At 69.8% G+C, this 13,737-nt stretch carries 14 protein-coding genes; 10 read left to right on the top strand and 4 right to left on the bottom strand.

The window, feature by feature from the left end:
* Positions 1 to 29: 29 nt before the first annotated feature.
* Positions 30 to 392, bottom strand: coding sequence for a hypothetical protein (locus ACHWVH_RS07860; protein WP_267121622.1), 363 nt, complete (start codon positions 390 to 392; stop codon positions 30 to 32).
* A gap of 159 nt (positions 393 to 551) precedes the next feature.
* Between ACHWVH_RS07860 and ACHWVH_RS07855 the strand changes: the two genes are divergently transcribed.
* The 5 genes from ACHWVH_RS07855 to ACHWVH_RS07835 all read left to right on the top strand — a co-directional run bounded on the left by ACHWVH_RS07855 (position 552) and on the right by ACHWVH_RS07835 (position 4,430).
* Positions 552 to 1,088 (top strand): DUF2199 domain-containing protein, encoded by a 537-nt coding sequence (locus tag ACHWVH_RS07855; protein ID WP_394686943.1) that lies wholly within the window; start codon positions 552 to 554, stop codon positions 1,086 to 1,088.
* 219 nt (positions 1,089 to 1,307) lie between these two features.
* Complete coding sequence (locus ACHWVH_RS07850) at positions 1,308 to 1,622, top strand: hypothetical protein (protein WP_394686942.1); 315 nt, start codon at positions 1,308 to 1,310, stop codon at positions 1,620 to 1,622.
* Between the two features lie 55 nt (positions 1,623 to 1,677).
* A complete protein-coding gene (gene ttcA / locus ACHWVH_RS07845) occupies positions 1,678 to 2,553 on the top strand; it encodes a tRNA 2-thiocytidine(32) synthetase TtcA (protein WP_320695063.1) in 876 nt (291 codons plus the stop codon).
* A gap of 112 nt (positions 2,554 to 2,665) precedes the next feature.
* A complete protein-coding gene (locus ACHWVH_RS07840) occupies positions 2,666 to 3,571 on the top strand; it encodes a recombination-associated protein RdgC (protein WP_017907953.1) in 906 nt (301 codons plus the stop codon).
* 67 nt (positions 3,572 to 3,638) lie between these two features.
* The gene (locus ACHWVH_RS07835) at positions 3,639 to 4,430 is read left to right on the top strand and encodes a M48 family metallopeptidase (protein WP_148828610.1); all 792 of its coding nucleotides are present in this window, start codon (positions 3,639 to 3,641) and stop codon (positions 4,428 to 4,430) included.
* Positions 4,431 to 5,159: 729 nt separating this feature from the next.
* Here the strand turns inward: ACHWVH_RS07835 and ACHWVH_RS07830 are convergent.
* The 3 genes from ACHWVH_RS07830 to hemH all read right to left on the bottom strand — a co-directional run bounded on the left by ACHWVH_RS07830 (position 5,160) and on the right by hemH (position 9,381).
* Positions 5,160 to 7,355 carry a methyl-accepting chemotaxis protein gene (locus tag ACHWVH_RS07830; RefSeq protein ID WP_394686941.1) on the bottom strand — a complete coding sequence of 732 codons (2,196 nt, stop codon included), beginning with the start codon at positions 7,353 to 7,355 and terminating at the stop codon, positions 5,160 to 5,162.
* Positions 7,356 to 7,582: 227 nt separating this feature from the next.
* The gene (locus tag ACHWVH_RS07825; protein WP_394686940.1) at positions 7,583 to 8,425 is read right to left on the bottom strand and encodes an alpha/beta fold hydrolase; all 843 of its coding nucleotides are present in this window, start codon (positions 8,423 to 8,425) and stop codon (positions 7,583 to 7,585) included.
* The gene (gene hemH / locus ACHWVH_RS07820) at positions 8,422 to 9,381 is read right to left on the bottom strand and encodes a ferrochelatase (RefSeq protein WP_017912113.1); all 960 of its coding nucleotides are present in this window, start codon (positions 9,379 to 9,381) and stop codon (positions 8,422 to 8,424) included. The genes ACHWVH_RS07825 and hemH overlap by 4 nt, the downstream gene beginning before the upstream one ends.
* 167 nt (positions 9,382 to 9,548) lie before the next feature.
* On the opposite strand from hemH, the gene ACHWVH_RS07815 reads away from it, so the two are divergent.
* From ACHWVH_RS07815 to ACHWVH_RS07795, 5 genes are all read left to right on the top strand, one after another.
* On the top strand, positions 9,549 to 10,448 hold the full coding sequence (locus tag ACHWVH_RS07815; protein ID WP_295966084.1) for a YSC84-related protein: 900 nt from the start codon (positions 9,549 to 9,551) through the stop codon (positions 10,446 to 10,448).
* 125 nt (positions 10,449 to 10,573) lie between these two features.
* Positions 10,574 to 10,804, top strand: coding sequence for a Sec-independent protein translocase subunit TatA (gene tatA, locus ACHWVH_RS07810; RefSeq protein WP_010340619.1), 231 nt, complete (start codon positions 10,574 to 10,576; stop codon positions 10,802 to 10,804).
* 15 nt (positions 10,805 to 10,819) lie between these two features.
* Positions 10,820 to 11,341, top strand: coding sequence for a Sec-independent protein translocase protein TatB (gene tatB, locus ACHWVH_RS07805; protein WP_394686939.1), 522 nt, complete (start codon positions 10,820 to 10,822; stop codon positions 11,339 to 11,341).
* A complete protein-coding gene (gene tatC, locus ACHWVH_RS07800) occupies positions 11,338 to 12,072 on the top strand; it encodes a twin-arginine translocase subunit TatC (protein WP_295928562.1) in 735 nt (244 codons plus the stop codon). The genes tatB and tatC overlap by 4 nt, the downstream gene beginning before the upstream one ends.
* A 634-nt stretch (positions 12,073 to 12,706) precedes the next feature.
* Entirely contained in the window at positions 12,707 to 13,699 is a 993-nt protein-coding gene (locus ACHWVH_RS07795) for a trypsin-like peptidase domain-containing protein (RefSeq protein ID WP_242157615.1), read from the top strand.
* Positions 13,700 to 13,737 lie beyond the last annotated feature (38 nt).

Raw genomic sequence — 13,737 nt, 5'->3', positions numbered from 1 at the left:
TAACGTGCATGGCATCTACCCGGGCGCCCTCACTCCTGCGCCAGCCACTCGCGGAACACCACACAGACCGTGGTGGGGTCCAGCATCGCGAACTCGCGTGCGCCCCAAGGCTTGAGCGCGACGGTACGGCAATTCGGATGCAGCCACTGCGGCGCACGTGCGGACAACTCGGCATAGATCGTGTCGATGCTGTCGGTTTCGATGCCCAGTTCCGGCCGGTCCTTCGCCGCCCACTCGGCGTTCTCCACCAGATAGGCCTTGGCGCCGTCGCGCGCGATCACCGCCATCGTGGCGTCCTGGTACAGCACCTGGAATCCCAGGCCGCCGACGAAGAAATCCAGTCCGTCCTGCATGCGCGCGTAGAAGATCTTGGGAATGAGGTTCTTGAACATGGAGCGACCTTGCGTCCGTGACCAGTGGCGAGTGTAGCGGGGCGGTCCTGGCTCGGCATGATGACAAAAACAGGGTCGCCGGACGCCTGCCGCGCGCGGGGGCTGGCAATGCCGCAGGCGGCTACACTGGCCAGCCTTCTTGCCGTCTCGACCCCAGCCATGACGTTCCGCTTCACCTGCAGCGCCTGTGATCAGCTCCACGAAGGCATGCCCGGCTTCAGCGTGGCGTCGCCGCTGAGCTATGCGCTGATTCCGGAGGCGCAGCGCGCCACCCGCTGCGAGCTGGGCTCGGACGATTGCGTGATCGATGAGGCTCACTTCTTCGTCCGCGGCTGCATCGAGATCCCCGTGCATGGCCACGCCGAACCGTTTTCCTGGGGCGTTTGGGTCTCGCTCAGCGAAGCCAGCTACCTGCAATGGGTCCACTGTTTCGATCAGCCGCAGCGTGCGCATGTGGGGCCGTTCTTCGGCTGGCTGAACACACGCCTGTCGCCGTATCCGGAGACCGCCGGTCTCAAGGTGCAGGTCCATCTGCGCAACGACGGCATTCGCCCATGGATCGAACTGGAGCCGACCGCGCACCCGCTCGCAGTCGAACAGCGTGAAGGGATCTCCGAGCAGCGGGTGGCCGAACTGTTTGCGCTGATGACGCACACATCCATCTCCGTTGCGACGGACCAGGGGACGACGCCATAACGCTGTCGTCGGTGTGGATGTTTGTGGGCCGCGGGCCGCGTTTCCGTCCGGTGTAGCGGAGGCGTGGAGCCGCGCGCGGCGCCGCGACGGTACGCTGACCCAAGACCCGGTCGGCGTCGGCGCGTAAGACTCGACGGTGTACGAAGGCCCATTCCGACCGAACATCAGCACTACGAAATTGGCGTGTAGGCTGTGCCGGGGCATCGCATCCGCGAAGCGGTGACGTCGCACGCCGCTAGGCACCGCCCCGAATCGGAGCAGCACATGGGATATGAGTATTGCCTGACGTTTGCCGACGCCGATCCAGCAAAGACACGGCAAGCCATCGGCCAGCTGCCGGGCGTGGAAGATGCGGACGCGCGCGATGCCGGCGCCGCCGCGCTGGCACGACCGATGCCGGACGCGGTGTTCTGGTGCACCGCAGACGGCCTGTCCTTTTGCGCGAACACCCGCGAGGGACTGCGCTGCCTCGGCACCGTCATCGCCCGCCTGACCAGCACGTTCGGGACGGTCGAGGTGGCGGAACTGGAATGACCGGCAACGCCGACCGCGCGGTGCTGCGCCGGCCGCGCCGACTACACTACCGCCGATGACCTCGCCCCTGCCCCTGCCGCCGCTGCACCCGCTCGCCGATCCCGCACCGCCTGCCGCCCGCAACGCCGTGGCTTTGGGCAAGCGCCTGTGCCGGCAGGTGGGCCAGGCCATCGCCGATTTCGGCATGATCGGTGCCGGCGACAAGGTCATGGTGTGCCTGTCCGGCGGCAAGGACAGCTACACCCTGCTCGACATCCTGCTGCAGTTGCAGCGCAAGGCGCCGGTACCGTTCGAGCTGGTGGCGGTGAACCTGGACCAGAAGCAGCCGGGCTTTCCCGCCGACGTGCTGCCGACCTACCTGCGCCAGCGCGGCGTGCCCTGGCATGTGATCGAACAGGACACCTATTCGGTGGTCACCCGGGTGGTGCCGGAAGGCAAGACCCTGTGTTCGCTGTGCTCGCGGCTGCGCCGTGGCGCACTGTACCGCTACGCGGCGGAGAACGGCATCACCAAGATCGCGCTGGGCCACCACCGCGACGACATCGTCGCCACGTTCTTCATGAACCTGTTCTTCCACGCCAAGCTGGCGGCGATGGCGCCGGTGCTGCGCAGCGACGATGGCCGCCACGTGGTGATCCGGCCGCTGGCCTACGTGCGTGAGGACGACATCGCCGCCTATGCGCAGGCGCAGGGCTTCCCGCTGATCCCCTGCACGCTGTGCGGCAGCCAGGAGACGCTGCAGCGCCGCCAGGTCGGCCAGCTGCTGCAGCAGTGGGACCGGGAGCATCCGGGGCGGGTGGAGCAGATCGCCCGCGCGCTCGGCAACGTGCATCCGGCGCAGCTGGCCGACCGCGCGCTGTTCGACTTCGCCGCGCTCGGCGGCGCGGCCACGGCCACGGCCGGCGCCTGGGCGGACGACCCGCCGGGCTGATCCATCTCGCTGAACCGCCCGATGCGGTGCCGGGGCGGGCGCGATGCGACAATGGCCGCCGCTCTCCGGCGCATGCCGCCGGACCGTTCCGTTTCCTTCCGCTGGATGCTCGATGTTCTTTCGCAATCTGACCCTGTTCCGCTTTCCCACCACGCTCGATTTCTCCGAGGTCGAGACGCTCCTGCCGGAGGCCCAACTCAAGTCGGTCGGCCCGCTGGAAATGAGTTCGCGTGGCTTCATCTCCCCGTTCGGCCGCGACGAGCAGGAAGCACTGTCGCACCGCATCGCCGACTTCCTGTGGCTGACCGTCGGTGGCGAGGACAAGATCCTGCCCGGCTCGGTGGTCAACGACCTGCTCGCGCGCAAGGTCGCCGAGATCGAGGAGAAGGAAGGCCGGCGCCCCGGCGGCCGCGCGCGCAAGCGGCTCAAGGACGACCTGATCCACGAGCTGCTGCCGCGTGCCTTCGTCAAATCCTCGCGCACCGACGCCATGCTCGACCTGCAGCACGGCTACGTCGCCGTGGACACCTCCAGCCGCAAGACCGGCGAGAACGTGATGTCGGAGATCCGCGGCCTGCTCGGCAGCTTCCCGGCGCTGCCGCTCAACGCCGAAGTGGCGCCGCGCTCGATCCTCACCGGCTGGATCGCCGGCGAGCCGCTGCCCGAAGGCCTGAGCCTGGGCGAAGAATGCGAGATGAAGGATCCGATCGAAGGCGGCGCGGTGGTCAAGTGCCAGCACCAGGAGCTGCGCTGCGACGAGATCGACAAGCACCTGGAAGCCGGCAAGCAGGTCACCAAGCTGGCGCTGGTGCTCGACGACCACGTGTCCTTCGTGCTCGGCGACGATCTGGTGATCCGCAAGCTGAAGTTCCTCGACGGTGCGCTGGACCAGCTCGAGCATGCCGACCAGGACGGCGTGCGCGCCGAACTGGACGCGCGCTTCGCGCTGATGAGCGCCGAAGTGCGGCGCCTGTTCCTGTTGCTGGAAGCGGCGCTGAAGCTGAGCAAGGCCGACTGATGCCGCGGCGCAAGCGGGTGCACGCGGCTGTCACCGTGCGCACCCGCGCCGGCGGTATGCTGTGCCCATGCCCGATCTGCTCCGTCGCCTGATCGCGCCGCCCCCGGCGGCCGTCGAACGCGACCTCGTCCGCTTCCGCCTGGACGAGCGCGAGGTCGAGGTGCTGCGCGTGCGCGACCCGCGCGCGCGGCGCATCAAGCTCAGCGTGGACGAACGCGGCGCACGCCTGACCCTGCCGCTGCGGGCCAGCCTGATCGCCGGCGAGCGCTTCCTGCTGGAGAACCGCCAGTGGCTGGCGCAGCAGCTCTCGCGCTATGTCGCCGCCGAGACGCTGACGCCGCTGCGCCCGGGCGAGGCCGGCGAACTGCCGCTGCGCGGGCAGTCGCTGCCGGTGGCCTGGCACGACGCCCGCTACGCGCGCATCGAGGTCGCCGACGGCGTGGCGCACCTGCACCTGCCGCCACGCGGCGGCGACGCGGCACTGCGCCGCGCGCTGCGCGATTTCTACGAAGCCCAGGCCCGCGCCGACGTCGGCCGCTGGCTGCCGCAGTACCTGCCGTCGCTGCCGCGCGCCCCGCGTGCGGTGCGCTACAAGGTCATGTCCTCGCAGTGGGGCTCGCTGGCGCCCGACGGCAGCATGGCGCTGGATCTGGCGCTGGTGCTGGGACGCCCCTCGGCGTTCGAGTACGTGCTGGTGCACGAGCTCTGCCACCTGATCCAGGCCAATCATTCGCCGGCGTTCTGGCACGAAGTGGAAGCGCGCTTCCCCGATTGGCGCGCCGAGCGCACCTGGTTCCACCAGCACGGCCGCCAGCTCAAGGCGCACCTGCGCTGGCTGCTGCGGCCGGATCGCGACTGAAGGGTCCATCCACGAATGGTGGGAAACACTCCGTAGAAGCAGCTTCCGCCGCGATGCGCGTTCTCGGCAAAGCGCATCGCGGCGGAAGCCGCTTCTGAAGGACAGGCTGCATCCGACAGATCGGCTTGGGCGAGAGCGCGTTCGTCGAAGCGCTCGAAGACGCTGCGGCGGGTGCGCCAGGACCACGGCCGAACACCGAACATAGCGGCGCGATCGACGGCTGCGGCGAGGCTGCGGTCGAGCGGCGAGAACACGCATGCTGCGCTGCGGCACGACATGGCGCAAACAGGGATGCGAACAAGGGGGGGAATGAGCAGGCGGGTGGGCGCGCCGATGCGGTCGCATTGCGGTGTGTTGGCCCAGCGCTGCGGAAGCAGAACTCCATGCAGCGCCCGGCAGGCCCCCTCTCCTCCCGCCTACCGCGGATCAGGCGCGACCTCCGGCGCCAGCGAGGCGGTACGGTCCGTGCGGCACTACGCCGGCATGTCAGGACGCCGGGATCGAGCCGCGTACACAGGACGTATCGCGTCTACGCCTGTTGACGGCAGGCGTGGGCGCAACTTAAGCGAAAATTTTTCTACACACAAGCTTGACGATGGGTGTGTAGGGAACACACCTACAGGCCTGTCCGCATGCCCCTGACGTGGGTGCGTTCGGCCTGGCGATGGACGCCGTAGCGGTCGTCAACCGCACTGCCCGCGGCGCCCCGCTCCTGCGAACGCTTCCGCATCAGGCGCTGCGCGCATAGTCGAAGCCGGCTGGCGCAGGCTGGATCGCCAGCACCGGCAACGCCTGCTCCGCCGGCGGGACCGACGGTGCCGCGTCGGCCAGCCGGAACACCGCCACCGCCTCGCTCAGACTGCCGGCTTGCTGCTCCAAGGCGCGTGACGCGGCCGTGGCCTGCTCCACCAGCGCCAGGTTCTGCTGGGTGCTGCGGTCCATCTGCGCCATCGCCTGTCCGACTTCGTCGATGCCGGCGGCCTGCTCCTGCGAGGCCGCCGCAATGCCCGCCATGAGGGCATTGACCTCGTCCACCGAGGCCAGCACGCGCCCCATGGTGCGGCCGGCGTCGTGCACCTGTGCCGAGGCCACCGCGACCTGGTCCACCGAGGCCTCGATCAGGCGCTTGATCTCCTTGGCCGCATCGGCCGAGCGCTGCGCCAGCGCGCGCACCTCGCTGGCGACCACCGCGAAGCCGCGGCCCTGCTCGCCGGCACGCGCGGCCTCCACCGCGGCATTGAGCGCCAGGATGTTGGTCTGGAAGGCGATGCCGTCGATCACCGCGATGATCTCGCCGATCTTGCGCGAGGCCGCTTCCACGCCCTGCATCGCACCGACCGCCGCATCGATCGAAGCACCGCCCTGGCCGGCCACGGTCGCCGCGGCGTCGGCCAGCTGGTTGGCATGGTGCGCATGGGTGGCGTTCTGGCGCACGGTGTCGGTCAGGCGCGCCGCCGCACGGGCGGTGCGCTCCAGCGTGCCGGCCTGTTCGGCGCTGCGCTGCGACAGGTCCTGGTGGCCGCCGGCGATGGCGCCGGCCTCGGCATCGATCGCCGCGGCCGCATGCTGGATGCCGGCCACGATCGCCGCGAGCTGGTCTGCACTGGCGTTGGCGTCGTCGCGCATGTCGGCGAACACGCCATGGAAATCGCCGTGCATGCGCACGCCGAGGTCGCCGCTGGCGATGGCGCGCAACAGCCCGGACAACTCGTCCAGGTTGCCGTCCACCGTCGCCATCAGCTGGTTGAGACTCTCGAGCATGATGCGGAAATCGTGCTGGTGCGCGCCGAGATCGGCACGCGCGCTGAAGTCGCCGGCCGCGGCGGCCTCGGCCAGATGCCAGATGTCGCGGCTGAGCGTGCCGAGGTTGGCCTTGATCGCATCCATCGCCTCGGAGATCGCGGCCTGCTCGCCGGGCAGGCGCGGCATGTCCTCGCTGAGATCGCCGATGGCGTAGCGCCGCATCAGCGCCACCATCGACTGCGCGGTGCCCACGTGCAGGTCGACCAGCGCATTGGCGTCGCGCAGCAATTGGCCATAGTCGCCCGGGAAGGCGGCCGCATCGCCGCGGCAGGCGATGGCGCCGTCGGCATGCCGTTGCGCCATCCGCCGCTGCTCGGCCAGCACCGCGCGCAGTTGGGTCTGCATGGTCTGCATGCTGCGCAGCAGCTCGGCGGCCTCGTCGTTGCCCTGTGCCGGCAACACCGCGTCGAGTTGGCCGGCGGCGATCGCCGCGGCCACGCGGGTGCCTTCGCGCAGCGGCCGCACCAGGCTCTGGGTGATGCACCAGCCCAGCCACGCACTGACCGCCAGCAGCAGGCCGCCGCCGAGCAGCAGCAACCAGCGCGCGCGGGCCATGGTGGTCACCGCCTGCGCATAGGAGCCGTCGCTGAGCGTGCGCAGGTGCGCGGCGTTGCGCTGGATCGCCTGCTGCCACTGCGCCAGCAGCGGCTGCAAGGTGTACAGGTGCAAGGTCTGCGCATCCAGGTTCTGGTTGTCGGCGGCCATCGCCAGCACCTGCGACTGGAACGGCTGCACCTGCACATAGGCCTTGTCGATCGCCGCGCGCAGCTGCGCGCCGGTGCGGTCGGCCGGGTCCAGGCGCAGCGCGAACAGCTTGCGCCGTGCCTGCGCGTAGTCGCGCTGGGCCTGGCCGATCGCGCGCACCACCGCCTGCTTCTCGTCAGGGTTGGTCAGGATGACGTCGTTGAGCAGGCCGATCTCCAGCCGCGCCTGCGCCGCGACCATGGCGTTGGACAGGCGGATCTTCTCCATCTTGTCCAGGGCGATGTCGTCGAGCTGCTGGCGCGCCAGCGCCATCGACGCGAGGCTGGCCACGATCAGGGCACCGCAGATCAACAGCAGGGCAGCGAAGGCGAAGGTCAGGCGTGGGCCGACCCGGTAGCGGCGAAGGAGGCGGATCATGGAAGCGCGGCGTCAGGGCGAAAGGTGCGCGCTACGCTGTGCGCCGAAGTTTTCCGAACCGCGACGGCATGGCGACAACATGGCGAACTGTGACGCCGCGAAAGGAACAATTGCGGCGGCCTGCGCAGCGCCGGCGCCCACTGCGTCGCAGTGTGCGTGCGCGATGCCCGGATGCGATGGTCGCGGCGGCGCAGACGCACGGCGACGCGGTCAGCGCCGCGTCTGCGTCAGAGGAAGCCGTGCAGCAACGCGGCCACCGCCGCCGGTTGTTCCATGTGCAGATGGTGGGTGCCGGGCAGCGTGTGCACGCGGCCGTCGCGCAGGCACGCCGCGCGCGTCAGGCGCAGCGATTCGGGCAGGATGTCCTGCGCCGGATCGGCGAACACCACCGCGGTCGGGCACTCGATGCCGGCCAGCAGCGCCTGCATCTGCGGCTCGGTCGGGCGGATCGCGGTGGGCAGGGTCAGCCGGCGGTCGCTGCGCCACACGTAGCCGCCGTCCACCGCGCGCACGCCGCGTTCCACCAGCAGCCGCGCGGCCGGCTCGCTGAGCTGGTTGGCCAGCATCCGCGCCCGCACCGGCGCGGCCAGATCGGGAAAGACGCGCAACGACGTGGCGGTGGCACGGCGGGTACTGGCGACGCTGTTGCGCAACCGTTCCACCGCGCCCGCCTCGCTCTCGGCCAAGCCGCCCAGCATCTCGATCGCCACGAACTTCTCGATGCGTTGCGGCGCCGCGACGGCCAGCAGGCTGGCGATGGCCGCGCCCATCGAATGGCCGATCAGCACGAAGCGCTCCCAGCCCAGCGCATCGGCCGCGTCCAGCACCGGGTGCAGGGCGCTGGCCAGCAGGTACTCGGCGCCATCGGGCAGGTCGCTGCTGTGGCCATGGCCGGGCAGATCCAGCATCACCAGGTCCAGCTGCGGCAGGTGCCGGCTCAGCGGCACGAAGCTGGCGGCGTTATCGAGCCAGCCGTGCAAGGCCAGCGCCTTGGGCCCCTCCGGGTCGCCGCTGCGCAGTCCGGCCAGCGCGCCCACCCGCGACGGGCAGGCAAAAGCACGCAAACTCATGCCGCGCGGGCCGCCAGCTGCGCCAGGGCACGCGCGTGCGCCGGGGCGTCGTTGAGACAGGGGATGTAGCGCACCTGCATGCCGCGTTCGGCGCAGGTCTCGACGAAGCCCATCGCCACTTCTTCCAGGGTTTCCAGGCAGTCGGTGGCGAAGCCGGGACAGAGTACGTCCACCTGCTTGACCCCCTGCCCGGCAAGCTCCCACAGCCGCGGCTCGGCGTACGGGCGCAGCCAGCGCTCGGCGCCGAAGCGCGACTGGTAGCCGAGCTCCCACTGGCCCGCCTCCAGGCCCAGTGCGGTGGCGATCGCCTGCGCGCTGGCTTCGCAGCGCTGCGGGTAGGGATCGCCGTTGTTGGCCACGCGCTGCGGCAGGCCGTGGAAGGAGAAGAACAGCCGCTCGCCGCGGCCATGCTGCGCCCAGTGCGCACGCACGCTGTCGGCCACCGCCGCAACCCAGGCCGGATCGGTCGGGTAGTCCTCGATCAGGTGCACCGGCAGCTGCGGATGGCGCGCCTGCCAGGCCTGCACCACATCCTCGATCGAGGCGGTGGTGGTGGTCGAATACTGCGGGTACAGCGGCAGCACCACGATCCGGCGCACGCCCGCCTCACGCAGCGCGTCCAGGGCCGGCGCCAGCGCCGGCGCGCCGTAGCGCATCGCCCAGGCCACGCGGTGCCCGGGCAGCTCGCGCTGCATGCCCTCGGCCAGGCGGCGGGTGTACACCGCCAGCGGCGAGCCGTCCGCCAGCCACACTTGGGCGTACTTCTCCGCCGATTTCGGCGAGCGCCGCGGCAGGATCACCCAGTGCAGCAGCGGCCACCAGAACAGCCGCGGGATCGCGACCACGCGCTTGTCGCCAAGGAACTCGGCCAGGTAACGGGCGACCGCAGGCGCGGTCGGCGCCTCGGGCGTGCCTAGATTCACCACCAGGATGGCGGTCTCGGGTGCGTCGGACATGCGCGCATTGTGGCAGAGCGCGGGCGTTGCGGCGTGTCGATCCGTTCGATCGCGGCGATCGACGGCGCCTGCATGCGGTGCCGGCACCACTCATTGCCGATTCATTGCCCTGTGACTAAGTTCAAGCACTTGCAGTATCTTGCTGCGGACCTATTTCGGAGCCCGCCATGCCCCTCCTGCCGCGCCTCGCCCTGTTGTTGAGCACCCTGTTGTTCGTCGGCCACGCCGTGGCTGGACCGGAAGAGGACGAGCGCGCCCGCAACGCGCTGCGCGTGCTGACCGACATCCAGAAGATTCCCGAGCAGGCCATCCCCGACAAGCTGCTCGACGAGGGCCGCGCCATCGTGGTGATCCCGGATACGCTCAAGGCCGGCCTGGTGATCGGCGGGCGTCGCGGCCACGGCCTGATGTCGGTCAAGCGCCCCGACGGCACCTGGTCCAACCCGGTGTTCGTCAAGCTCACCGGCGGCAGCATCGGCTTCCAGGTCGGCGTGCAGTCCTCCGACGTGGTGCTGGTGTTCCGCAACGACCGCAGCCTGGACAACATCGTCAACGGCAAGTTCACCCTCGGCGCCGATGCCGGCGTCGCCGCCGGCCCGGTCGGGCGCAACGCCGCCGCGGCCACCGACGGCCAGCTCAAGGCCGAGATCTGGTCGTGGTCGCGCGCGCGCGGCCTGTTCGCCGGCGTCGCCCTGGATGGCGCCGCGCTGCAGATCGACGATGCCGCCGACCTCAACGCCTACGGCAGCAACACCACCCCGCGGATGATCTTCGAAGGCCGCACCACCAACCGGCCGTCCAACGACATCGTCGCCTTCCGCGACAAGCTCGAGGAAGCCACCTACGCTGCGCGGCAGAGCCGTGGCACCGACAGCAACGGCAGCCCGGGCGCCGCCCCGGCACCGGCGGCCATGCCGGCGCCGCAGGCCACGCCGGAACCGACCGCCGCGCCCGACGCCGCTGCCAGCACCGTCCCCCTGCAGGGCCAGGCGCCACCGGCGCAGCAGGGCTTCCAGCCGGTGTCCGACGGCGAGATCCGCACCGAGAAGCTCGACGGCGATCGCTGAGCGCCGTTCCCAACGCCACCTGTCCATCGCGCCGTGCAGCCCTCCCTGCACGGCCGGGAAAGGTAACGCGGCGCGGCGCGGTGCGTTATCCTGCGGGTTCCTTACGACTTTTCTGCGAGCGGATCATGGGCAGTCTTAGCATCTGGCACTGGCTGGTGGTGCTGGTGATCGTGCTGCTGGTGTTCGGCACCAAGCGGCTGACGAGCGGCGCCAAGGATCTGGGCAACGCGGTCAAGGAATTCAAGAAAGGCATGCGCGACGACGACAAGCCTGCCGGCCAGCTCGGCGACGAGACGCGCAGCAGCAGCGAGCCGTCCCGCCAGACCCAGGCCGAGCGCGACCGCGACGCGCACTGACGGGACCCCGCCGGCGTGTTCGATATCGGATTCAGCGAACTGCTGGTGATCGCGGTGGTGGCCCTGGTGGTGCTCGGTCCCGAGCGCCTGCCCAAGGCGGCGCGCTTCGCCGGATTGTGGGTGCGCCGCGCCCGCGCGCAGTGGGACTCGGTGAAGCAGGAACTGGAGCGCGAACTGGAAGCCGAGGAACTCAAGCGCAGCCTGCACGACGTGCAGAGCTCGCTGCGCCAGGCCGAGACCCAGTTTCGCGACGGCAGCGAGGAACTGCAGCGGCAGACCGAGGCGCTGCGCCGCGAGATCGATCCGAACCCGCCGGTGCCGCCTGCCGACAGCGCGCCGTCGACCGTGCCGCCAGCGACAGCCGCCGCAATCGACGCCCCGACTGCGCATGCTCCCGACACGGCCACGGCCCTGCCCACGCACTCTGCCGCGACGGTGCCGGCCGCCGCGCGCGGTGCCGCCGCACCGCATCCGGCGTCCACCGCCACGGCGCACACCGGCCAGCCGCCCTCCATTGATCCGGAGGCGCCGCGATGAACGTGGAAGCCGAGAGCAGCCTGATCGAACACCTGATCGAACTGCGCGCGCGGCTGATGCGCGCGCTGATCGGCCTGGGCGTGGTGGTGGTGGCGCTGCTGCCCTTCTCCAAGCGCCTGTACTCCTGGCTGGCCGAGCCGATGCTGGCGCAGTTGCCGGTGGGCCAGAGCGTCATCGCCACGCACCCGGCCGGCGCGGTCATCGCCCCGCTGAAGCTGGCGTTCTTCCTGGCCCTGTTCGTGTCCGCCCCCTGGCTGCTGTACCAGGCCTGGGCCTTCGTCGCCCCCGGCCTGTACCAGCGCGAGAAGCGCCTGGCGCTGCCGCTGCTGGCCTCGGCAGTGCTGCTGTTCTACCTCGGCTGCGGCTTCGCCTACTTCCTGGTGCTGCCGGCGGTGTTCCACTTCCTGACCACGTTCAAGCCGGACGTGATCCAGCTCACCCCCGATGCCGGCGCCTACCTGGACTTCGTGCTGGCGATCTTCTTCGCCTTCGGCGCCAGCTTCGAACTGCCGGTGGCATTGGTGATCCTGGCCCTGCTCGGCTGGGTGACCCCGCAGCAACTGCGCGAAGGCCGCGGCTACGCAGTCGTCGGCATCTTCGTGCTGGCCGCGGTGCTGACCCCGCCGGACGTGGTCTCGCAACTGATGCTGGCGATCCCGATGTGCCTGCTGTACGAATTGGGCATCCTGGCGTCGAGCTGGCTGGTGTCGAGCCAGGCGCGGACGCAGTAGGCAAATGCGGCGGTAGACCGCGCGATCGCTTGCGGTGATCTGGGATGCGAATTACGGCAACGCCCTGGCGCGTGACGTATAAAAGTCTTCAAGGTCGACTGCACGCCGTCGTTCCGAACACACCGCAACGGATGCCCCCTGGGGGCCGCGAATACGCCAAGGAAGGTGCCGCGTGCGAATGACTGCCGGTACACACGACCAAGACCATTCCCTTGCGCGCACGCTGATCGCCCATGCGCGGGTGCTGTCGCTTGCGCGACGACGTGATCTGCGGATTCAGCGGTGCGATGCGCTTCCACGGCGCGGCGCGGACCTCGTTGCGGTGCGCCACGCCCCGCCATTTCGCCAACGCTGCAGCTGAGTCAGAGCAAGGTGTGTCGTCGGCTGTGGCCGACGCTGGATCGCGCGATCCGCATACACGGCGTCGGAGCCGCACCCGATCACAGGAGCATCGGCACCGGCCGCATTCCGGCCCTGCCGACACGGTCATGGAAGACCGTATTCGTGGCGGTGCGCATGTCTACGCCGCCACCCCCGGTCCCTGGCGGACGGGCAGGCCGGAAGCGCGCAGGAGTTCGCGTCGACCCGGCTTCTCTCGCAATGAAGCAGTATCCCAATGACCAAGGAGCACGTCATGAAACGTCTGGCTGCACTGGGATTTACCTTGCTGGTCTCGACCGCGGCGACCGCGGCGGTCGCAGGTACGCCATCGTTCCAGAAACAGGGCGGGAAAGCGAAGTTCATCAACGGCGACAATCTGGTGACCGGCGTGTACGCGGAGACGGCCACGCCGGCGGACACGCGCTTGCAGAGCCCGCAACAGAAGGCCGCTGGCCTGAGCGCGGTGATGGTCACCCGCAATGGCGACCAATACGTCTCGTCGGCAAGCGCGGAGGACGTGGCGCTCTTCGAGGAGGCGATCAAGGCGATGGAACTGCTCGGCCGCCTGCCGCACTCCGTGCCCGGCACGCCACCGACGCGCCCCACTGGCGATGGCGCCGGCCGCGCCGTCCCCAACGTGGTGATCGGCACCGACGAACGGGTCCAGGTGACCACCACCACCAACGCGCCGTACTGGCACATCGGGCGCATCGGCATCGGCTGCACCGGAACGCTGATCGGACCCAAGCACGTCCTGACCGCCGGCCACTGCGTATCCGACGGCGCTGGCAATTGGTATTCCAGCCTCGACTTCACCGTGGCCCAGAACGGCAGCTACCAGCCGTGGGGAACGGCGACGTGGGCGCGTGCCATCACCACGACGGCATGGCTCAACAACGGCGACAGCAACTACGACTATGCGCTGATCGTCCTGAGCACGGCGCCCCATGGCGGCAATGCGGGCTGGGGCACCTACTCGGGAGGCACCCATACCATCACCGGATATCCGGGCGACAAGCCGTTCGGAACGATGTGGAGTGCGTCCGGAGGCGTCTCCACCAGCGGCTCCTACCGGCTCTGCTACACCATCGACACCAGCGGCGGCAACAGCGGGAGCGGCATCTACGACAGCGGCTACGTGGTCCGCGGCGTGCACACCACCGGCTCGTCGAGCCAGAACTGCGGGACGCGGCTGACCAGTACCGTCTTCAACACGCTGCAGAACTGGATCGCCGACAACCCGTGACGCGCGCGCGGTCCCGATCCTGAGCGACATCGCCGTGG

It is taken from the genome of uncultured Xanthomonas sp. (assembly GCF_964278005.1).
Lineage (GTDB): Bacteria > Pseudomonadota > Gammaproteobacteria > Xanthomonadales > Xanthomonadaceae > Xanthomonas_A > Xanthomonas_A sontii.
This window is presented reverse-complemented; position numbering and strand designations above follow the sequence as displayed.